Annotated in this window: 16 protein-coding genes; 3 read left to right on the forward strand and 13 right to left on the reverse strand. The window is 74.1% G+C overall.

Going from position 1 to position 21,012, the window contains the following annotated elements:
- Positions 1–2 precede the first annotated feature (2 nt).
- Positions 3–500, reverse strand: coding sequence for a ribosome maturation factor RimP (rimP, locus tag CP967_RS08065; protein WP_150487300.1), 498 nt, complete (start codon positions 498–500; stop codon positions 3–5).
- Positions 501–671: 171 nt separating this feature from the next.
- Here rimP and CP967_RS08070 point away from each other — a divergent pair, with 171 nt between their 5' ends.
- From CP967_RS08070 to CP967_RS08080, 3 genes are read left to right on the forward strand one after another with little or no spacing between them, the layout of a single operon-like run.
- A complete protein-coding gene (locus CP967_RS08070; protein WP_150487301.1) occupies positions 672–1,199 on the forward strand; it encodes a hypothetical protein in 528 nt (175 codons plus the stop codon).
- Complete coding sequence (locus CP967_RS08075) at positions 1,196–1,714, forward strand: DUF4439 domain-containing protein (RefSeq protein ID WP_150487302.1); 519 nt, start codon at positions 1,196–1,198, stop codon at positions 1,712–1,714. Before CP967_RS08070 ends, CP967_RS08075 begins: the two co-directional genes overlap by 4 nt.
- A gap of 29 nt (positions 1,715–1,743) precedes the next feature.
- Positions 1,744–2,664: an aminoglycoside phosphotransferase family protein gene (locus tag CP967_RS08080; RefSeq protein ID WP_150487303.1), complete on the forward strand. Its 921-nt coding sequence runs from the start codon at positions 1,744–1,746 to the stop codon at positions 2,662–2,664.
- A gap of 201 nt (positions 2,665–2,865) precedes the next feature.
- Here the strand turns inward: CP967_RS08080 and CP967_RS08085 are convergent, their stop codons facing one another.
- From CP967_RS08085 to CP967_RS08140, 12 genes are all read right to left on the reverse strand, one after another.
- Entirely contained in the window at positions 2,866–4,569 is a 1,704-nt protein-coding gene (locus CP967_RS08085; RefSeq protein ID WP_150487304.1) for a proline--tRNA ligase, read from the reverse strand.
- Positions 4,570–4,641: 72 nt separating this feature from the next.
- Positions 4,642–5,220: a GNAT family N-acetyltransferase gene (locus CP967_RS08090; RefSeq protein ID WP_150487305.1), complete on the reverse strand. Its 579-nt coding sequence runs from the start codon at positions 5,218–5,220 to the stop codon at positions 4,642–4,644.
- 29 nt (positions 5,221–5,249) lie between these two features.
- Positions 5,250–6,095 (reverse strand): GNAT family N-acetyltransferase, encoded by an 846-nt coding sequence (locus tag CP967_RS08095; RefSeq protein WP_150487306.1) that lies wholly within the window; start codon positions 6,093–6,095, stop codon positions 5,250–5,252.
- A gap of 333 nt (positions 6,096–6,428) precedes the next feature.
- On the reverse strand, positions 6,429–7,586 hold the full coding sequence (gene ispG, locus CP967_RS08100; RefSeq protein ID WP_150487307.1) for a flavodoxin-dependent (E)-4-hydroxy-3-methylbut-2-enyl-diphosphate synthase: 1,158 nt from the start codon (positions 7,584–7,586) through the stop codon (positions 6,429–6,431).
- Between the two features lie 179 nt (positions 7,587–7,765).
- Positions 7,766–9,076: a M50 family metallopeptidase gene (locus CP967_RS08105; protein ID WP_150487308.1), complete on the reverse strand. Its 1,311-nt coding sequence runs from the start codon at positions 9,074–9,076 to the stop codon at positions 7,766–7,768.
- Positions 9,073–10,326 (reverse strand): 1-deoxy-D-xylulose-5-phosphate reductoisomerase, encoded by a 1,254-nt coding sequence (dxr, locus tag CP967_RS08110; RefSeq protein ID WP_150487309.1) that lies wholly within the window; start codon positions 10,324–10,326, stop codon positions 9,073–9,075. Before dxr ends, CP967_RS08105 begins: the two co-directional genes overlap by 4 nt.
- A 61-nt stretch (positions 10,327–10,387) precedes the next feature.
- Positions 10,388–11,176 carry a hypothetical protein gene (locus CP967_RS08115; protein WP_150487310.1) on the reverse strand — a complete coding sequence of 263 codons (789 nt, stop codon included), beginning with the start codon at positions 11,174–11,176 and terminating at the stop codon, positions 10,388–10,390.
- A gap of 106 nt (positions 11,177–11,282) precedes the next feature.
- Positions 11,283–12,521, reverse strand: coding sequence for a 3-phosphoshikimate 1-carboxyvinyltransferase (aroA, locus tag CP967_RS08120; RefSeq protein ID WP_150487311.1), 1,239 nt, complete (start codon positions 12,519–12,521; stop codon positions 11,283–11,285).
- Positions 12,522–12,768: 247 nt separating this feature from the next.
- Positions 12,769–14,715 carry an acyl-CoA dehydrogenase family protein gene (locus CP967_RS08125; RefSeq protein WP_150487312.1) on the reverse strand — a complete coding sequence of 649 codons (1,947 nt, stop codon included), beginning with the start codon at positions 14,713–14,715 and terminating at the stop codon, positions 12,769–12,771.
- Positions 14,716–14,921: 206 nt separating this feature from the next.
- Positions 14,922–16,367, reverse strand: coding sequence for an aldehyde dehydrogenase family protein (locus CP967_RS08130; protein ID WP_150487313.1), 1,446 nt, complete (start codon positions 16,365–16,367; stop codon positions 14,922–14,924).
- Between the two features lie 284 nt (positions 16,368–16,651).
- Positions 16,652–18,220, reverse strand: a complete 1,569-nt coding sequence (locus CP967_RS08135; protein WP_150487314.1) for a PucR family transcriptional regulator — start codon at positions 18,218–18,220, stop codon at positions 16,652–16,654.
- A 278-nt stretch (positions 18,221–18,498) separates the two neighbouring features.
- Positions 18,499–20,847, reverse strand: coding sequence for an ATP/GTP-binding protein (locus CP967_RS08140; protein ID WP_150487315.1), 2,349 nt, complete (start codon positions 20,845–20,847; stop codon positions 18,499–18,501).
- Between the last annotated feature and the right edge of the window lie 165 nt (positions 20,848–21,012).

Below are 21,012 nucleotides of genomic sequence, written 5' to 3' on the forward strand. Positions count from 1 at the left end.
GGCTACGCCTCCTCTTCCTTCTTGTCCTTGCGGTTGAATTCGATCTCCACGCGCGCCTTCGCGATCTCGCCGAAGGCGATCCGGCGGGCGGTGGGCTTGCGGCCCTTGACCCCCGGCACCTCCAGGTCGAGGCCCTCGTCGTCCACGCCGAGGATGCGGGCCACCAGCTCGCCGCCGTCGGCCAGGCCCAGCCTGGCCAGCCGGCCGGTGGCGCGTACGTAGTGGCGGTGCTCGGTCAACGGGCGGTCGGCGCCCGGAGAGCTGACCTCCAGGACGTACTCGTCCTCGCCCATCGCGTCGGTGTCGTCGAGGGTCTGGGAGATCACGCGGCTCAGCTCGGCACAGGTGTCGAGTTCCACGCCGTCCTCGGAGTCGACGACGATCCGCAGCACCCGGCGGCGGCCCGCCCGGGACACCTCGATCTCCTCGAGATCCAGCTCCTTGGCGCTGACGAGCGGTTCGAGCAGCCCGCGCAGCCTCTCGCTCTGGGTGGTGCTCATCCGGGTGACTCCTCGGCCGCGTGTGCTGTTGTGGGGATCCTCGCGTGTCAGGTCAAAGGGTATCCGGTCCGCAGGGGTGTTGCCGTCCGCCTCCCGCCCTCGCGCGGGTACGCTCGCCTGCGGTGATCACTTCAGGACAGAAGTTGTCGCAAAGCGGGCCGAAGGAGACAAGTGCGGCGCACGGGGACGACGCGCAGGAGTGCGCTCACAGCATCGGGGGCACTGGCCCTGGGCGCGGTACTGACCGGCTGCGGCGGCGGGGACCCCGACGGCGGCCGGACGGCCCCCGCCGGGGCGCGGGCCGCTTCCGCGCGCGCCGCGCTGCGCGCGTCGGCCGCGCGGAGCAGCCGGGCCCTCGCCGCGCGCTACGCACAGGTCGCGGCGGACCACCCCGCGACCGCGGCCGGTCTCGCCCCGCTCCAGGAGGCCGTACGCGCGCACGCGGCGGCGTTCTCCGCGGACGCGCCGCCTCGGCCGGAGCCCACCGCCCCCTCCCCCGTCCCGTCCGCCGCCCCGGCCGGCGACGCCGGAGCGGCGCTGCGTGAACTGGCGGCCGAGGAACGGCGGGTGGCCGGCGAACGCGCCGAGGCCCTGCTGACGGCCGAGCCCGAACTGGCCAGGCTGCTGGCCTCGGTGGCGGCCGCCGGAGCGGTCCACGCCTATCTGCTGACCGGACTGGCCGAGGAGGCCACGGCATGAACGGGACGACCGGGACGAGAGGGGGCTCCTCGCGGAAGGAGGACTCCGCCGCGCTGGAGGCCGCGCAGGCCGCCCTCGCCGCCGAGCACGCCTCGGTGTACGGGTACGGGGCGCTGGGCGGCCGGCTGGAGGGCCGCCGCCGTGCCGACGCGACCGCGGCCCACGACGCGCACCGGGCCCGGCGGGACGCGCTGGTGCGCACCGTCCGCGACCTGGGCGGTACCCCGGTGGCGGCGCACGCCGCGTACGCTCTGCCGCTCACGGTGGCCGATCCGTCGTCCGCGACGCGGCTCGCCGCCGTGATCGAGGACCGGGTGGCGGGCGCGTACTCCGACCTCGTACGCGCTGCCGAGGGGCCGCTGCGGCGGGAGGCCGCGGCCGCGCTGCGGGAGGCGGCGGTGCGCGCGGCGCGCTGGCGCGGCGCGGGCGTAGCCTTTCCGGGGCTCGCCGAGAAGGCGGCCGCCGGCCCGGCGGACACGACGGCCGAAGCCGGTGCCACGGGCGCTCCGCACTGATACACGCTCTGAAAGGGAACAAGGCACGTATGGGTTTCGAACCGCCCGAGCGGCTGGTGCGGGCGCTCGGCGAGACATACGGGGAGGCGGCGGGCGGCTGGCTGGGCCGGCTCCCCGCCCTGGCCGACGAGGCGCTCTCCGTCCCGGGACACGAGGTGCTTCCCGAGCGGGTGGTCGCTCCCGGCGGGCGCAGCAGTCTGGTGCTCCTGGTGCACCGGCCCGACGGCACGCCCGCGGCGCTGAAGATCGCTCCGCCCGCCGCCGGTCCGGCCCTGGAGCGGGCCGCGCTCGCCCACTGGAACGGCTGGGGCGCGGTGGAGCTGCTGCTCCCCGGCGACCGGGCGGCCCTTCCCGGGGACGCCCTGCTGCTGGAGCGGCTGGGGCACGAGGTCTCCCTGCGCTCGCTGCCGGAGGCCAAGGCGCTGCTGGAGGCCGCGGGCACGGTGCGCCGGCTGTGGGTCGGGCCGCCGCCGGGGCACCCCTTCGAGACCGTGGTGGAACGCACCGGGCGGCAGGCGGAGCCGATGCGGGCGGCCGCCGCGCGGGACGAAGCCCTGGCACCGCTCGTCACCGCGGCGCTGGCGGCACGCGAGGAACTCGTCGCGCAGGAGACCGAGAGCTTTCTGCTGCACGGCAACTTCCGGCAGAGCAAGGTGCTTTCGGGCGGGCGGGCGCCCTGGCTCGCGGTCGGCCCGGAGCCGCTGACCGGTGAGCGCGCCTACGACCTGGCGCGGCTGGTGCGCGACCGGGTCGAGGACCTGATCGCCTCGCCGGGCGGTGCGGTGACCGCGCGTCGGCGCATCCGCAAGCTGGCGGACTCGCTGGAGGTGGACCAGGCCCGGCTGCACGGCTGGACGCTGTTCCGGGCCGTGGAGTCGGGGACCCGTGCGCTCACCGCGGGGCGCCGCAGGGAAGGCGAACTGACGCTGGAGTTCGCCGGCTGGCTGTGAGGGCCACGGCGGCGCGGCGGGGGCGCGTCGCCGGGCACCGCGGGCCGGACGCCACGGACGGAGAGGGGCGCCGCGGGCCGGGCGCCACGGACGGAGAGGGGCGCCGCGGGCCGGGCGCCCCTCTCCGTCCGTGGCGCTGAGCCGGGAGGGCACGGGAAGGAGGCCCCGCGTGGGCCCCCTTCCCGTGTCCGGTGCCGGTGGTCAGGCCAGGTCCGCCGTGAGGCGGGCGACCGCCTCGTCGACGGTGATCTCCTCGCGCTCGCCGGTGCGGCGGTCCTTCAGCTCCACGACGCCCTCGGCGGAGCGGCGGCCGGCGACGAGGATCTTCGGGACGCCGATGAGCTCCGCGTCGGTGAACTTCACGCCGGGCGAGACGCCCGCGCGGTCGTCGACCATGACCCGGACGCCCGCGTCGCCCAGCTTCGCGGCGACGTCCAGGGCGAGTTCGGTCTGGAGCGCCTTGCCCGCGGCGACGACGTGCACGTCGGCCGGGGCGATCTCGCGGGGCCAGCACAGGCCCTTGTCGTCGGCGGTCTGCTCGGCGAGCGCGGCGACGGCGCGGGAGACGCCGATGCCGTAGGAGCCCATGGTGACGCGGACGGGCTTGCCCTGCTGGCCGAGGACGTCGAGGGAGAAGATGTCGGCGTACTTGCGGCCGAGCTGGAAGATGTGGCCGATCTCGATGGCGCGGTCCACCCGGAGGCCGGTGCCGCACTTCGGGCAGGGGTCGTCCGCCTCGACGACGACCACGTCGAGGTACTGGTCGACCTCGAAGTCGCGGCCGGCCACGACGTTCCTGGCGTGGACGCCCTCCTTGTTGGCACCGGTGATCCAGGAGGTGCCGGCGGCGACGCGGGGGTCGGCGATGTAGCGGACCTTCTCCAGGCCCTGCGGGCCGACGTAGCCGCGCACCAGGTCGGGGCGGCCCACGAAGTCCTCGGCGGTGACGAGTTCGACCTCGGCGGGCGCCAGGTGCTCGCCCAGCTTCCCGAGGTCGACCTCGCGGTCGCCGGGCACGCCCACCGCGACGATCTCGCCGTCGACCTTGACCAGGAGGTTCTTCAGGGTCGCGGAGGCCGGGACGCCGAGGAAGTCCGCGAGGGTCTCGATGGTCGGGGTGTCGGGGGTGTCCAGTTCCTCGACGGCGGGGACCGCGGAGGCGTCGGCGGCGGTGGCCACGAAGGTCACCGCTTCGGTGTTGGCCGCGTAGTCGCAGTTCGGGCAGTCCACGAAGGTGTCCTCGCCGGCCGGCGCGGGGGCCAGGAACTCCTCGGACGCCGAGCCGCCCATGGCTCCGGAGACCGCCGAGACGACGCGGTGGTCGAGGCCGAGGCGCTCGAAGATCCTGATGTAGGCGGCGCGGTGCAGCTGGTATGCCTCGGCCAGGCCCTCGTCGGTGGTGTCGAAGGAGTAGGAGTCCTTCATCTGGAACTCGCGGCCGCGCAGCACACCGGCGCGGGGGCGGGCCTCGTCGCGGTACTTGGTCTGGATCTGGTAGAGGATCACGGGCAGGTCCTTGTAGGACGAGCACATGTCCTTGACGACCTGGGTGAAGATCTCCTCGTGGGTCGGGCCGAGGAGGTAGTCGGCGCCCTTGCGGTCCTGGAGGCGGAACAGCAGGTCGCCGTACTCGTCGTACCGGCCGCTCGCCTCGTACGGCTCCTTGGGGAGCAGTGCGGGCAGCAGGACCTCCTGGCCGCCGATGGCGTCCATCTCCTCGCGGACGACGCGGGTGACGTTCTCCAGGACCTTCTTGCCGAGCGGGAGCCAGGTCCAGATGCCGGCGGCGGTGCGGCGTACGTATCCGGCCCGGACGAGGAGCTTGTGGTTGAGCGTCTCGGCGTCGGCCGGGTCGTCACGCAGTGTCTTGATCATCAATCGGGACATGCGCTGGACCTGGGCCATGATGAACTCCTGCTAGGAAGGGTGGTGGCCCCGAGGTTAGCCCTGCGGGCGGCGCGGGCGGAAATCGATTCGTCAGCCCCGGCGCAGCGGGAGCGGCGCGCCCATCACCGCGTACGGCTTCGGGGCGCCCGGGAAGTGCACCGGCCGTGCCAGGTCCTGGTAGCCCAGGGCGCGGTAGAGGCCGCGGGCGGGGCTGTCCGTGTCGATCGCGGAGAGGATCGAACGGGGCAGGGCGACGGTGTCCGTGAGGGCGGTGATCAGCGCGCGGCCGATGCCCCGCTGCTGGAACGCCGGGTGGACGTGGAGCTCCGTGATCACGAAGGACCCGTCGAGCCAGGACTCGGAGCCGGTGGCGCGCAGGTACGGTTCGACGACGGTGGACCACCAGTGGGTACGGCTGTTGGGCAGCCCGTAGACGAAGCCGACGAGCCGTCCGTCGGGGGTGGTGGCGCCGAGCGCCCGTGCTCCGGGGTCCTCCAGGTGCCGCAGGACGATGTGGCGGCGTACGTCGATCTCTTCCCGGGTGAGGCCGAAGGCGAGGGCCTGCACGGCCAGCGCCTCGTCGACGCGGTCGGCGAGGTCGACCGGTCCGACGGCGGCGGAAGGGGCGCCGGGGCCCCACGGGGAGGAGTCGGGGGTAGCTGCTGCCATGCGGGAACCCTACTGTCCGGGCCGTCCGGTCAGAACAGCACGCTCATGAACGCGCCGGTCTCCCGGAAACCGACACGGCTGTAGGACCGGCGCGCCGCGGTGTTGAAGTCGTTCACGTAGAGGCTGACGACGGGCGCCACGTCGGCCAGGGCGTGGCGCAGCACGGCGGCCATGCCGGTCTCGGAGAGTCCGCGCCCCCGGTGTTCGGGTGCGACCCAGACGCCCTGGATCTGGCAGGCCAGCGGGGTCGCGGCGCCGATCTCGGCCTTGAAGACGACCTTGCCGTCCTCTATGCGGGCGAAGGAGCGGCCGGTGGTGATCAGTTCGGCGACCCGGGCCTGGTAGAGGAGGCCGCCGTCACCGGCCAGCGGGGAGATGCCGACCTCCTCGGTGAACATGGAGACGCAGGCCGGCAGGAGGATCTCCATCTCCTCCTTGCGGACCCGGCGTACGAGGGGGTCGGCCTCGACGCCGGCGGAGGGGGAGTCGGCGACCATGAGCGGCTGGTGGGGGCGGACCTCGCGGGCGGGGCCCCAGCTGGGCTCCAGCAGCCGCCACAGCTGGCCGGTGGGGCCGGCCGGTCCGACGATCGACGAGCACCGGCGGCCGGCCCGGCGGGCCCGGTCGGCGAAGGCCCGCACGGCCTCGGGGGTGGCGCAGATGGGGACGAGGTTGGCGCCGGAGTAGCACAGCGAGCGGAGTCTGCCGTCGGTGTACCAGCCCCACATCTCGCCGCCCAGGCGCCAGGGGTCGAGTCCGGCGACCTGGACCCGTGAGGTGACGAAGGCGTTCTCGACGGGCGCGCTCTCCAGGATGGCGAGCGCCGCGGGGAGCTCGCCGGGGTCGAGGACCCGGGTAGTGGTCTGCGTCAACACTGGGGGCCTCACCGTACGGTCTGCTGGTTTCCGCACTGTAACCGACGCGTCTGTGGGGCGCTCCCGCGCGGGGGGCCTCGGATCGCCGCTCCCGCACGGGACGGCCGGGAGCACGGTGGCCGGCCGCGGGGGCGCGGGGCGCGTCACGGCGCCCGGACACGGCTGTGCCCCGCGGGCGGGGGATGGATCCCAGGAGCCTGCGGGGCACAGCCGTGTCCGGATGCCGTCGGACGGAGCCCGGGTCGGATGCCGTCGGGCGGGGGCCCGGAGCCGGGCGGGGCCGGTGCCGGGCCGTCCCGCGGGGCCCGGGAGAGCCCGGCGGGCAAAGCCGGGTCAGCCGGCGACGGCGATCTCGGGTTCGCCGGAGGGGACGCCGTCCTTCTCCATCTGCTCGGCGATCTTCATGGCTTCCTCGATGAGGGTCTCCACGATCTTCGACTCGGGGACGGTCTTGATGACCTCGCCCTTCACGAAGATCTGGCCCTTGCCGTTGCCGGAGGCCACCCCGAGGTCCGCCTCGCGGGCCTCGCCGGGGCCGTTCACGACGCAGCCCATCACGGCGACCCGGAGCGGGACCTCCATGCCCTCCAGACCGGCGCTCACCTGGTCGGCCAGCTTGTAGACGTCGACCTGGGCGCGGCCGCAGGACGGGCAGGAGACGATCTCCAGGCGGCGCTGCTTGAGGTTCAGCGACTCCAGGATCTGGAGGCCGACCTTGACCTCCTCGGCCGGCGGGGCCGACAGCGAGACCCGGATGGTGTCCCCGATGCCCTCGGAGAGCAGGGCGCCGAAGGCCACGGCCGACTTGATCGTGCCCTGGAAGGCGGGGCCCGCCTCCGTGACGCCGAGGTGCAGCGGGTAGTCGCACTGCGCCGCGAGCTGCCGGTAGGCGTTGACCATGACGACCGGGTCGTTGTGCTTCACCGAGATCTTGATGTCCCGGAAGCCGTGCTCCTCGAAGAGGGACGCCTCCCAGAGCGCCGACTCCACGAGCGCCTCGGGCGTCGCCTTGCCGTATTTCCGGAGCAGGCGGGCGTCCAGCGATCCGGCGTTCACCCCGATGCGGATCGGGGTGCCGGCGTCCCCGGCCGCCTTGGCGATCTCCTTGACCTTGTCGTCGAACTGCTTGATGTTGCCCGGGTTCACCCGGACCGCGGCGCACCCGGCGTCGATCGCCGCGAAGACGTACTTCGGCTGGAAGTGGATGTCCGCGATCACCGGGATCTGCGACTTCCTGGCGATGGTCGCGAGCGCGTCGGCGTCGTCCTGCGTCGGGCAGGCCACCCGCACGATCTGGCAGCCCGAGGCGGTGAGCTCGGCGATCTGCTGCAGGGTCGCGCCGACGTCCGACGTACGGGTCGTGGTCATCGACTGCACCGACACCGGTGCGTCCCCGCCGACCGCCACGGAACCGACCTGGATCTGACGGCTGACCCGTCGGTCGGCGAGCTTGGTCGGAACGGCCGGCATTCCGAGAGAAATCGCAGTCATGCGCTGAGCATCCCCAAGGTGTGGATCAGTTGGATCGAGGTCCCGAGACGGACGGACTCCGGGCTTCGAGGTTACGTCACCCTACGAAAACCGGGCGCACCCCATGGGCCGCTCCGCCGGATGGCGGCGGCCCGGCCACCACGCGTGTGACCGGGCGCCACCTGTGTGGCGTACGGGGCTCAGGTGATCTTCACGGGGTTCACGATGTCGGCGACCAGCACCAGCAGGGTGAAGCAGATGAAGATACCGGCGACGACGTAGGCGACCGGCATCAGCTTGGCCACGTCGAAGGGGCCGGGGTCGGGCCGTCTGAAGACCCGGGCCACGTTGCGCCGCAGTGCCTCCCAGAGCGCTCCGGCGATGTGCCCGCCGTCCAGCGGGAGCAGCGGGAGCATGTTGAACAGGAAGAGCGAGAGGTTGAAGCCGGCCAGCAGGAACAGCATCATCGCGATCTGGTTCTGTGCCGGGACGTCGAGGTTCATCACCTCGCCGCCGATCCTGGCCGCGCCGACCACGCCGACCGGTGAGTCGTCGGCTCGCTCGCCGTCCCCGAAGGCGGCGCTCCACAGGTCGGGGATCTTGGACGGCAGGGCGATGATCGAGTCGACACCGTCCTCGATCATGTCTCCCATGCGGACGACCGAGTCGCCGAAGGAGAGTGGGATGATCTCGGTCTTCGCGGCGAAGCCGAGGTAGCCGGCGACGACGTACTCGTCGGGGATCACCTCGCCGTCGGCGTCCTTCTTGGCCACGGCGTTCTTCTTGAGCACCGCGTCCAGGGTGACTTCCCGGCCGTCGCGCAGGACGGTGAGCGTCGCGGGGCCGGTGGTCTGCCGGATCCGGTCGGAGAGCGTGGCCCAGTCGTCGATCCTCCGGCCGTCGAAGGCGACGATCTCGTCCCCCTCCCGGAGGCCGGCGGCCTTGGCGGGCGAGACGGGGTCGGAGGACTCGCAGCTGTCGCGGTTCTCGCTCTGGGCGATCACGCACTGCTGGACGCCGGCGACCTCGGTGGTCTGGGTCTGGAAGCCGAAGCTCATGGCCACACCGAGGAAGATCGCCACGGCGAGGACCAGGTTCATGAACGGCCCGGCGAACATCACGATGACGCGCTTCCAGGGCTTGCGCGTGTAGAACAGGCGGGTCTCGTCGCCCGGCCGGAGCTCTTCGAACGCGGCGGATCTGGCGTCCTCGATCATGCCCCGCCAGGGGGAGGTGGAGCGTGCCTCCAGGCGGCCGTCGGGTCCGGGCGGGAACATGCCGATCATCCGGATGTAGCCGCCGGCCGGGATGGCCTTGATGCCGTACTCCGTGTCGCCCTTACGGCGTGACCAGATCGTCGGCCCGAAGCCGACCATGTACTGCGGCACCCGGATGCCGAACAGCTTGGCGGTCGACAGGTGCCCCAGCTCGTGCCAGGCGATCGAGAACAGCAGCCCGAAGGCGAAGATGACGATCCCCAGGACCGTCATCAGGATGGACGTCGTACTCATGCATGCGCCTCCGCTGTCGCTGCCGCCGAGAGCTCCCGGGCCCGGGTGCGTGCCCAGGTCTCCGCTTCCAGGACGTCCGCGACCGTCAGCGGAGTTCCCGTGGCGGGGGTGCCGTGTTCGGCCACCACCGCGGTGACCGTGTCCATGATGCCGTTGAAGGGCAGCCGTCCCGCGAGGAAGGCGTCCACGCACTCCTCGTTGGCGGCGTTGAAGACCGCCGGGGCGGTGCCGCCCAGGGCGCCGACGTGCCGTGCCAGGCCGACGGACGGGAACGCCTCGGTGTCCAGGGGGAAGAACTCCCAGGTGGAGGCGGTCCTCCAGTCGAAGGCGGGGGCGGCGTCCGGGACCCGTTCGGGCCAGCCCAGGCCGATGGCGATCGGGCCCCGCATGTCGGGCGGGGTCGCCTGGGCCAGGGTGGAGCCGTCGGTGAACTCCACCATCGAGTGAACGTAGGACTGGGGGTGGACGACGACCTCGATCCGGTCGAACGGGATGTCGTAGAGGAGGTGCGCCTCGATGACCTCCAGGCCCTTGTTGACCAGGGTCGCCGAGTTGACCGTGATGACGGGGCCCATGGCCCAGGTCGGGTGGGCGAGTGCCTGCTCCCGGGTGACGCCGGCCAGTTCGCTCCGGGTGCGCCCGCGGAAGGGGCCGCCGGACGCCGTGACGACCAGCTTGCGTACGTCGGCCCGCTCGCCGGCGGCCAGTGCCTGGAAGAGCGCGGCGTGCTCGGAGTCGACCGGGATGATCTGGCCGGGCGCGGCGAGGGCCTTGACCAGCGGCCCTCCCACGATCAGCGACTCCTTGTTGGCGAGGGCGAGCGTGCGGCCCGCCTTCAGCGCCGCGAGGGTGGGGGCGAGCCCGATCGAGCCGGTGATGCCGTTCAGCACGGTGTGGCAGTCGCTCGCGGCCAGCTCGGTGGCCGCGTCGGGGCCGGCCAGGATCTCGGGCAGCGGCTCGCCCGCGCCGTAGTTCTCGCGCAGCGCCTCGCGCAGGGCCGGCGCCTTGTCCCGGTCGGCGACCGCTACGGCACGCACCCGCAGCCGCCGCGCCTGCTCGGCGAGGAGCGCGACCCGGCCGCCCGCGGCGGACAGCGCGGTGACGCGGAAGCGGTCGGGGTTGCGCAGCACCAGGTCGACGGCCTGGGTGCCGATGGAGCCGGTGGAACCGAGGATCACCAGATCCCGGCGGCCTTGTGCCGCGTCGAAGACGATGTGGGGATCGGCGAGGGGTGCGGGACTGTCGCTCATGGGCCCCATTGTCGCCGCTCGTGCTGTGTGTCCTGACAGGGCGTCCCGCCCGGCGCGCGGCTCAGCCGGCGGCGGCGCGGAATTTCTTCCACTGGGCGTCCATGACCTCCTGCGGGACGCCGCCGAAGTCCTCGGTGCCCAGGCTCTCGGCGCGGAAGGCGAGCGTGGTGGAGCCGGAGCGCAGGACCGTGAGGTATTCGTACAGCTTCAGCTCGTCCTTCACGTCCCTGATGGTGAAGCGGTACGCCTCCGCCTCGTCCGCCTCGTCCGCGAAGGGGGGCAGGGCGGCCGGTTCGGTCTTCTCGTATCCGGCCCGGACGAGGGCCCGTTCCTCGGTGAAGCCTCCGGCGCACTCCGTGCCCGCCTTGCCGAGGGCCCGCATGACCTCGGCGGCCCCGTCACCGGGGTAGGAGCGCAGGGTCACGTCGACGGTGACGCCGCGCATGTCATCGAGGATGTCCGTCTTGCGCTGGACCTGGGCGGTGGGCTCGTGCCCGCTGACGTCACCGGCAAGGCTGACGAGGGGCTGGCAGACGGCCGGATCCGCGGTGTACATGTCGCTGTGCGGGCCGTCCAGGACGTACTCGGACACCGTGTGGACACCGGCCCTCTCCCCCTCGGTGAGGGCCGCCTCGGTGAGCTGCGCCTCGGTGAGGCCGCCGGAGGGCGCGGCGCCCGCGGAAGGCGCGGTGGCCGCGGGTGCGGGGCTCTTCGCGGCCCTGCCGTCACCGCCGCCGCTCCCGTCCTCCCCGCATCCGCCGGCTCCGGCGAGTACCGCCACCGCGCAGGCGGCGGCGAGGGCGCCGCGCCTCCCGGTACCGCCGTCACCTCGTGCGAACAGCTCGAACATCCCTGCCCCTGTCTCCCGTTCGTCGGCCGCGTCCGTTCCCGTGCGCGTACCGGAGCACGATTGTGCGGCATGCGGCGCCCGGCCGGTGGCCCGGCGGGGGCCGGACTCAGCCGGCGCCCTGTGCCGCGAACCGGGCGAACTCCTCGTGGAAGGCGGGGAACGTCTTGCGGACGCACCCGGGGTCGTCGTAGCTCATGCCGGGGGCGCGGAGTCCCGCGACGGCGAACGACATCACGATGCGGTGGTCGCCGTACGTGGTGATCCCGGTGGCCTTCGGGGTGCCGGGGTGGATCTCGATCCAGTCCGGGCCGGTGTGCACGGTGACGCCCATCCGCCGCAGGTTGAGGGCGCATGCCTCCAGCCGGTCGCACTCCTTGACCCGGGTGTTGCCGACGTCCTCGATGCGTACGGGTGAGGAGGCGTAGGGGGCGATCGCAGCGAGGGTCGGCATGGTGTCGGAGATGTCCCGCATGTTGACGGTGAGTCCCCGCAGGGTTCCGCCGGAGCGCACCGTGGTGCCCTCGGCCGTGGTCGTCACCTCGGCGCCCATGCGGCGCAGCACCTCGGTGAAGCGCAGGTCGCCCTGGAGTGCGCCGGTGCCGAGCCCGGGGACGGTGACCTCCCGGCCGGTGAGGGCCGCGGCGGCGAAGAAGTAGCTCGCGGTGGACGCGTCGGGCTCCACGGCGTAGGTGGTGGCGCGGTAACCGCCGGGGGCCACGGTGAAGGTGTCGCCCTCCCGGACCGCCTCGGCCCCGAAGCCGCGCATCATGGCGAGGGTGATCTCGACGTACGGCGCGGAGACCAGCTCCGTGACGTGGATGGTGAGCCCTTCGGCGGTGAGCGGGGCTAGCATCAGCAGCGCGGTGAGGTACTGCGAGGACTGGCCCGCGTCCAGGGTGAGTTCGCCGCCCTTGACCCCGGACGCCCGGACGGTGAGCGGGTGGTGGCCCTCCGCGCCCTCGTGCCGCAGGTCCACACCGAGGGTGCGCAGCGCTTCGGTGAGCGGGGCGAGGGGGCGCCGGCGCATCTGGGCGGAGGCGTCGAAGCGGTAGGTGCCGGTGGCCGCGGCGGCGGCGAGGGTGGGCAGGAAGCGTGCGGTGGTGGCGCCGTCCCGGCAGTAGACGTCGGCCTCGGCGACGGAGGGGCCGAGGGGGCGTCCTTCGATGTGCCAGCGGTCCGGTTCGCGCCTCACCCCGTATCCGAGGCGGGTGAGTCCCTCGGTGAACCCTTCCGTGTCGTCGGAACACAGGGGGCGCAGGAGGGTGGTGGTGCCGTCCGCGGCGGCGGCCAGGAAGAGGGCGCGGGCGGTGACGGACTTGGAGCCTGGGACATGGATGACGGTCACGGGGCGCCATCTTGCCGCGTGCCGGGCACGGCTGCGGGGCGCGTCCAGGCAGTGGACGGGCCCCGGCGGGGTGTCGGCGGACAGGCGGGGGGATGGCGGCGGACAGGCCGCGGGCGTCGGCGGACAGGGGGATGCCGGCGGACAGGCGGGGGCGCGCCCGGGTCGGGCGGGGCCGCCGGCCGGGCACCCCGTCCCGGGGGCCGGATGCCCGGCCGGGGGTGGGCCGGGTGCCCGGCCGGGAGCGCTGTCAGCCGAAGGGCCGGCGGACGTTCTCCCCGGTGGCCGGGCCCGGGGTGGCGTCCGCGATCCAGGGTCCTTCGCCGCTGGGGTCCACGACCCCTTCCTCCAGCCAGGTGTACGCGCCGCCGAGGACGCCGTCGACCACCCGCCGGTCGATGTCGTCGGTGTTGGTCCACAGCCGGCCGAAGATCTCCTCCACCCGGATGCGGGACTGCCGGCAGAAGACGTCGGCGAGCTGGTAGGCCTCGCGCCCGTGGTCGCCGTCGGCGCGCAGGTGCTCGGCCCGCACGCACGCGGCGCTCATCGCGAAGAGTTCCGCCCCGATGTCGACGATGCGCCCCAGGAAGCCCTGCTTGGTCTCCATCCGGCCCTGCCAGCGGGACATGCCGTAGAAGACCGACCGGGCCAGGCGGCGCGCGGCGCGTTCGACGTACCGCAGGTGGGCGGAGAGGTCGGGGTACCCGGGGATGCGGAACTCTCGGTACGAGCTGGGGAGTTGCCCCGGGCCGCTGACCAGTCCGGGGAGCCAGCGGGCGTAGAAGCCGGCGGCGTTCGCCCCCGCCCTCGCCTTGTCGGCCAGCGGTTTGCCGGGGTCGATGATGTCCCCGGCGACCTTGAGGTGGGCGTCCACGGCCTCCCGGGCGATCAGCAGGTGCATGATCTCCGTGGAGCCCTCGAAGATCCGGTTGATGCGCATGTCGCGGAGCATCTGCTCGGCGGGCACGGGCCGTTCGCCGCGGGCGGCGAGCGAGTCGGCGGTCTCGAAGCCGCGTCCGCCGCGGATCTGGACGAGTTCGTCGGAGATCAGCCAGCCCATCTCGGAGCCGTACAGCTTGGCGAGGGCCGCCTCGATGCGGATGTCGTTGCGGCTCTCGTCGGCCATCTGGGAGGAGAGGTCCACGATCGCCTCCAGGGCGAAGGTGGTGGCGGCGATGAAGGAGATCTTCGCGCCGACGGCCTCGTGCCGGGCGACGGGCCTGCCCCACTGCTCGCGGACCGCCGACCACTCGCGGGCGATCTTCAGCGACCACTTGCCGACGCCGACGCACATGGCGGGCAGCGAGAGACGGCCGGTGTTGAGGGTGGTGAGGGCGATCCTGAGCCCGGCGCCCTCGGGGCCGATCCGGTTGGCCGCGGGGACCCGCACCCGGTGGAAGCGGGTGACGCCGTTCTCGATGCCGCGCAGCCCCATGAAGGCGTTGCGGTGTTCCACGGTGATGCCCGGGGAGTCCGCCTCGACGACGAACGCGGTGATCCCGCCCCGGTGCCCCTCCGACTCGGGGACCCGGGCCATGACGACGAGCAGGTCGGCGACGACACCGTTGGTGGTCCAGAGCTTCACCCCGTCCAGGACGTAGTCGTCCCCCTCGGGAACGGCCGTGGCCGCGAGCCGGGCGGGGTCGGAGCCGACGTCGGGCTCGGTGAGGAGGAACGCCGAGATGTCCGTGGTGGCCAGGCGCGGGAGGAAGGTGTCCTTCTGCTCCTGGGTGCCGAACATCTTCAGCGGCTGGGGCACCCCGATCGACTGGTGCGCGGAGAGCAGCGCGCCGATCGCGGGGCTGGCCGAACCGGCGAGCGCCAGGGCCCTGTTGTAGTAGACCTGGGTGAGCCCGAGGCCGCCGTACCTCGTCCCGATCTTCATGCCGAGGGCGCCGAGCTCCTTGAGCCCGGCCACCACCTCGTCGGGGATCCTGGCCTCGCGTTCGATGAGGGCTCCGTCGACCCGGGTCTCGCAGAACGTGCGCAGCCGGCCGAGGAACGCCTCGCCGCGGCGCACGTCGTCGGCGCCGGGCACCGGGTGGGGGTGGATCAGATCGAGCCGGAAGCGGCCGAGGAAGAGTTCCTTGGCGAAGGACGGCTTGTGCCAGTCCTGTTCACGGGCGGCCTCGGCCACCTGCCGCGCTTCGCGCTCGGTGACCCGGGGGGCCTGGGGGGTGTCGGATGGGGCGGACATGAGGAGCTCACCTCGCCGCGAGTCGGGACGGTGGTCGGGCCGTACGCGTACCGATCGGCAGCCGTACCTGTACCGATCGGCACCACTCGTCCGTATCTACCCGATGTGCGCCACCGCCACCACCCGTGTGGCGGTCCCCCGCCGGGGCCGCCCGCGGCCGGGGCCCGCTGTGCGGCGGGCTCCGGCCGTCCGGGCGCCGGCGCTCCTCAGAGGGCCAGGCCGGTGAGGACGAGGACCCGTTCGTAGGTGTAGTCGTCCATGGCGTACCGCACGCCTTCACGGCCCACCCCGGACCGTTTGGTGCCGCCGTAGGGCATCTGGTCGGCGCGGTAGGACGGGACGTCGCCGATGACCACACCGCCGACCTCCAGGGCGCGGTGGGCGCGGAAGGCGGTCTGCAGGTCGTGGGTGAAGACACCTGCCTGGAGGCCGTACTCGGAGGCGTTGACGGCGGCGAACGCCTCGGCCTCGCCGTCGGTCCGCTGGACGGAGAGCACCGGGCCGAAGACCTCTTCGCAGGCGAGCTTCGTGGTGGCGGGCAGGCCGGTGAGGACCGTGGGGGCGTAGGTGGCCCCGTCGCGCGTGCCTCCGGTGAGCAGCGTGGCGCCCGCCGCGACGGCCTCCTCGACCCAGGATCCGACCCGGCGGGCGGCGTCCTCGCTGACTAGCGGGCCGACGTCGGTGGCCGGGTCGGAGGGGTCACCGGTGACCAGGGCCTCGACGGCGGCGACGATCTTCGGGACGAGCCGGTCGTACACCGCGGTGTCCGCGATGACCCGCTGCACCGAGATGCAGGACTGGCCGCCCTGGTAGTTGGAGAAGGTCGCGATGCGGGTGGCGGCCCAGTCCAGGTCCTGTTCGGAGGCGTAGTCGCCGAGGACGACGGCGGCGGCGTTGCCGCCGAGTTCCAGGGTGCAGTGCTTGCGCGGCACCGAATCCATGATCGAGTAGCCGACCGGGCCGGAGCCGGTGAAGGAGATGACGGGCAGCCGCTCGTCCTGGACCAGGGCGGGCATGCGGTCGTTGGGCACGGTCAGGACCGACCAGGAACCGGCCGGGAGGCCGGTCTCGGCCAGCAGCTCGCCCAGGACCAGCGACGAGAGGGGTGTGGCCGGGGCCGGCTTGAGGATGATCGGCGTGCCGACGGCGATGGCCGGGGCGACCTTGTGGGCGCTGAGGTTGAGCGGGAAGTTGAAGGGCGCGATGCCGAGGACAGGGCCGCGCGGGAAGCGCCGGGTCAGCGCGAGGCGGCCGGTGCCGCCGGCGTCGGTGTCCAGCCGCTGGGCGTCCCCGCCGTTGAAGCGGCGGGCCTCCTCGGCGGCGAACCGGAAGACGGACACGGCCCGCCCGACCTCGCCCCGGGCCCACTTGACGGGCTTGCCGTTCTCGGCGGAGATCAGCTGGGCGATCTCCTCGGTGCGCTCGGTGAGACGGCGTACGACGTGGTCCAGCGCGGCGGCGCGGACGTGGGCCGGAGTGGCGGCGAACTCCTCGCGCACGGCGTGCGCGGCGGCGACCGCCTCCTCCACCTGGGCGTCGGACGGTACGGAGGCCGTGCCGACGAGGCGGCCGTCGTAGGGGTTGGTGACGTCGAAGGCGTCCTCGCCGGTGGCCCGGCGGCCGGCCAGCCAGAAGGCGTGGGTGGAGGTCATGACGGATTCCGGCCCTTCGGGGTGGTGAACTGCACGATGGTGGACTTCGGAGGACTGTCCGTGGACGGACCTCGGCGGGGCTTCGGTGACGGACAGGGTTCGCGGGCACCGCGGAGCGCCCTCCGGCCCCCACGGTAGGGGGAGGGGGCGCCGTTGAGGTTTGTCCGGGAAGGAGTGGAGGGCGCGGCCGGTACGCCGGTTTGTCAGGGGGCGGCCGCGATCCCGGGCGGGTGCGTGGTGGCCGCCGTGGCCTTCAGGGCGGGTGCGCGGCGGCCTCCCCGGCCTCAAGCCGGGTGCGTGGTGGCCGCCGTGGCCTTCAGGGCGAGCCAGAGTTCCATCCGCACGTCCGGGTCGTCCAGGGAGCGGCCCAGGATCTCCTCCACCCGGCGCATCCGGTAGCGCAGGGTGTGCCGGTGGACCCCCAGGTCCGCTGCGGCGGCGTCCCACTGGCCGTGCCGGGAGAGCCAGGCGCGCAGGGACGCCACCAGGTCCCCGCGGCCCTTCGCGTCGTGCTCCAGCAGCGGGCGGAGCATCCCGTCCGCGAACGCGCGCACGGCGTCGTCGGCGAGGAGCGGCAGCACGGAGCCGCTGGCCAGTTCCTCGTGTTCGACCAGGGCGCTGCCCCGGCGGCGGGCCACCGACAGCGCCTGGCCGGCCTGCTTGTACGCGGCGGAGGCCGCTATCGGACCGGCCGGGGCGGACAGGCCCGCCGCCATGGCCACGTCGTCGTCGCCCCGCTCGCCCGTCGGCCGCCCCTCACACGCGCGGGCGTACGCCGCGCAGGCGGCCACCGCGGCGCCGCCGTCCGCCGCCAGCACCACCACCCGGTCGCCGTCGCCCTCCGGCACCGTCAGCAGTGTCTCGCCGGAGCGGGCCGCGGCGGCCTCCATGGCGTCGGTGAGCGGCTCGGGGTCGGGCGACTCCACGATGATCAGCCGGAAGGGGGCGTCCAGCAGGGCCCCGTAGAGATCGCCCGCGACAGCCCGCGCGTGGTCGGACTGCCCCGCGAGCAGCAGTTGCAGCACCGCGGCCCCCAGCCTCTGCTCGGCCTCCTGGAGCGCGCGGGAGCGGGCGGTGGTGAGCGTCAGCAGGGCGACGGCGGAGTGCACGGCGTACCGCTCGGCCGTGCCGAGGGCGAAGGCCGTACCGACGGCGAGCGCTCCCCGGGTGAGCCTGCCGGTGCCCAGGGACTGGAGTTCCACCCGCTCCTCCGGGCCGCCGACCACCGCGCTGGCCGGGGCGGCGCGGTCCCCGAGGCGGCGTACGTCGGCGGTGAGCCCGGCCGCCCGCCGGGCCGCCCACTCGGGGGCCGCGGCGACGACGGCGCCCGCCGTGTCGTACAGGGCGGCCCAGCCGTCGACGTGCGCGGCGAGGCGGGTGACGACTCCGGCCGGCCCCTCCCCGACGAGGGCGGCCCGGGTGAGCTCGCGCTGCGCCTCGAAACCCGCGGTGACGGCCCGGTACTGATCGGCCGCGATCGCCGCGGACACCGCCTTGCTGATGGCGATGAAGGGGGTGCGCCGGGGCACCTCCAGGAGCGGGAGGCCGGCTTCCTCGGCGGCCTCGACCAAGGCGTGGGGGACCTCGTCGTAGGTGACGCCGACGGCGAAGCCCAGTCCGGCGACCTGGGCCCCGGTCAGCCTGCGGACGTAGCGCCGCATCGTCCCGGGGTCCTCGGCGTCCAGGCTGGTCGCGGTGATCAGCAGGAGTTCGCCGCCCTCCATGTACGGGACGGGGTCGGCCAGCTCGCTGGCGTGTGCCCAGCGCACCGGGGTGGCCAGCCGGTCCGCCCCCGCGCGGACCTTGAGCCTGAGCGCCGGGTGCTGGACGAGTGAGGCGAGAGTGGGGGGCATGGGAGGACGTGACCTCTGGGAGTCGATTACGCCGTCCTGTACAGACGGCCGGTCCCGATTCTGCCAGGGCGGCGTACATCCCGTCAGGGTGCCCGCGTCGGCGCGGGCCTGTGGGGCGGGGGCTGGCCGGGGGCGGCGCGGTCCTGCGGAGCGGACGGAGGGCCGCGTCGGCGCGGTCCTGCGGGACGGGCGGCAGGCCGGCGGCGGCGGGCACGCCGCCGGCCGTGCCCCGGCCGGCGCCTCGGAACCGGCCTCCGCGCGGGCCGCCCGGCAGCCGCTCAGCCGCCGAGGTCCACCAGGAGCGGCGGCGCGTGCTCCCCGTCCACGCGCGTGAGCGACAGGACCGCGTGCCCGGCCGGCAGATGGTAGGCCAGCTCCGAGGCCGACCAGCGTTCCCGCTCGACGCGCCGCACGGTCACCGCGTCCCGGGTCACGGCCTTGCCGGTGACCAGCTTGCGCAGCGCGTGCAGGGCGCGGGTGAACGGCTGGTCGGCGAAGACCGCGTGCTGGGCGACCTCCCGGGTCTCCACCCACTCCTTGCCCCAGACGTCGGCGAAGCGCTTGCCGTCCCAGGTGCTGATCCCGCAGAAGGCCATGCAGCAGCCGACCCCGCCGAGCAGCGCGGTGTGCAGGTGCTCGGGGACGTCGTCGACGGTGCGCAGGGTGAGGACGGCGCCCGCGTTGAGGGACCGCAGCCTCCTGACGCCCCGGACGGTCCCGGCGGTGACGGCCGAGGTGGCGTCGTCCAGGACGAGGCAGACGAAGAGCGAACGGTCGGTGCGGGCGGCGGCGATCGCGGTGAACTGGGCGAGGACGAGCCGGGTGAGCAGCCGGGACGCCTCCGCGTGGGCCCGCTCCGGCAGGTCGATCCTGACCCGCAGGGGGAGGTGTTCCAGAGAGCGCAGGGAGAAGGGCCGGGCCTCGGGTCCGGTGGCGAAGAACGAGGCGAAGGCGGGCCGGTCCAGGAGCGCGATCCGGTCGGCGAGCACCGGCCCGGGGTCGCCCGGACCGCCGCCCTGCCGGGTACGGGCGTCGAGTTCGCGCAGCATCGCGGTCCGGCCGCCGGCGCTCAGCGCCTCCCGCAGGGCGCCGACGGCGGCCCGGTCGCCGTCGAGGAGTTCACGGAGCGCCGGTACGCCCGGGAAGTGCCCGTGGACGGCGCGGTAGGGGCCGAGGAGCTGGGCGAGCACGGTGGCCGCGCGCCGGCTGTCCAGGCCCTCCACATCGCCCACCAGCCCCTCCGCGAGCACGCCCGCCGCCTCGTCGGGGTCCGTCGTACCGCCGTAGAGGTCGAAGTCGTGGTCGGAGGCGGGGTCGCCGACGCGGACGACGACGTCGTAGGCCCCGTCGGGGCCGAGCGGCTCGCCCGCGTTGCCGACCGCCAGGACGGCGGCCTGGCCGGCGAGTGCCTGGAGGGCGAGGGACTCGACGACGGGCCGGACCAGCCGGTCGGTCTTCCCCGACCCCGGCGGCCCGACGGCCAGCAGGCAGGTGCCGAGCAGCGCGGGTTCCAGGGCGGCGCCGGAGCCGCGGCGGGCGTAGGGGTTGCGCGGGTCGTCGGCCCAGGCGCCGATGCGGACCTGCCCGGTGAGCAGGTCGTGGCGGGCGGCGCGCGCGGGCAGGTCGCGGGCGCCGGACGGATGCAGCGCGGCGGCGCCGCCCGCGCGCAGCACGGCCTCCTCCAGTGCGGCGAGCCGCTCGGGGTGGGCCCGGCCGGCGCTGAAGGCGCGGCGCAGGCGGGCCACGTCGACGTCGTTCATCCGGCCGGCGCGCACCGCGGCGGCCAGTGCCTCGGCGGCGTCCGTCCGCCCGGCTTCGCGCAGTTCGGGCCATGCGTCGGGCCCCGGAACCCCGGGGGCCCCGGTCTCACCGGGGGCGGGGGCCGCCGCCGCGCGGCGGGCCGCGAGCAGGGCGCGCCAGCGGCCGAGCCGGGCGAACGGCCAGAGCACCCCGAGGGTGATCAGGGCGTAGATCAGGTTGACGACGTTCTGGCTCTGGTAGATCTCGCCGCCGAAGACCGCGGCGATGACGACCAGCACCGGCCGGACCACCGGTACGGCGTCCTTCCAGACCAGGAGCTGGGCGAGCCCGGCCGCCGCGGCGGCGGCCAGGGCGAGGAAGGGCTGACCGCGGCCGGCGACGTGCCGCCGGAAGAGTTCGGCCCAGTTGCCCAGGCGCAGGCACCCGTAGACGAGGAGGCCGAAGAGCAGGGCCTCGTAGACCGTGAGCGCGTCCACCCCCTCGATCGTGCGGGGGCCGCCGGACGTGCCGATGTGCCACCACTCGCCCGGGGTGAACAGTTTCAGGGGCACCAGCCGGTAGGGCAGATAGCCGTTGCGCCACAGCGACCACAGGAGGAGCGCGCTGAGGACGGAGATCAGGGCGCCGACGACCAGGGCCCGGTCCGGCACCCCCTCGGGCTTCTCGGGCGGGCGCGGTGTGTGGCCGTAGCGCCAGACACCCGGCTCCCGGGCCGGCCGGGGGGTGCGCAGCCACTCCGTCAGCGGCGGCCGGCCGGCGGCGGGGGTGTGGGAGGGGGGCGGTGGCACGGCGGGGGGTGGGCCCGCCGGGCGGGGCACCCGGCCCGCGTCCGTGCCCAGCGCGTCGTACATGCCTTCGGTGTCCATGAACCGCTGCCCCCTGACCAGCCAGGTCCCGCCTTCTGCACGGCCAATCTAGTGCCTCGGCGGGCGGGGACGGGGAGTTCGGCCGGAGAGGTGCGGCCGCCGGCCCGGTGAGGCGGAGGGCCAGCATCTGTCCGCCGCGGACAAGGACACCCGTCCACCACTCCG

Origin of the sequence: Streptomyces nitrosporeus (assembly GCF_008704555.1) — a bacterium.
GTDB classification, from domain to species: Bacteria; Actinomycetota; Actinomycetes; order Streptomycetales; family Streptomycetaceae; genus Streptomyces; species Streptomyces nitrosporeus.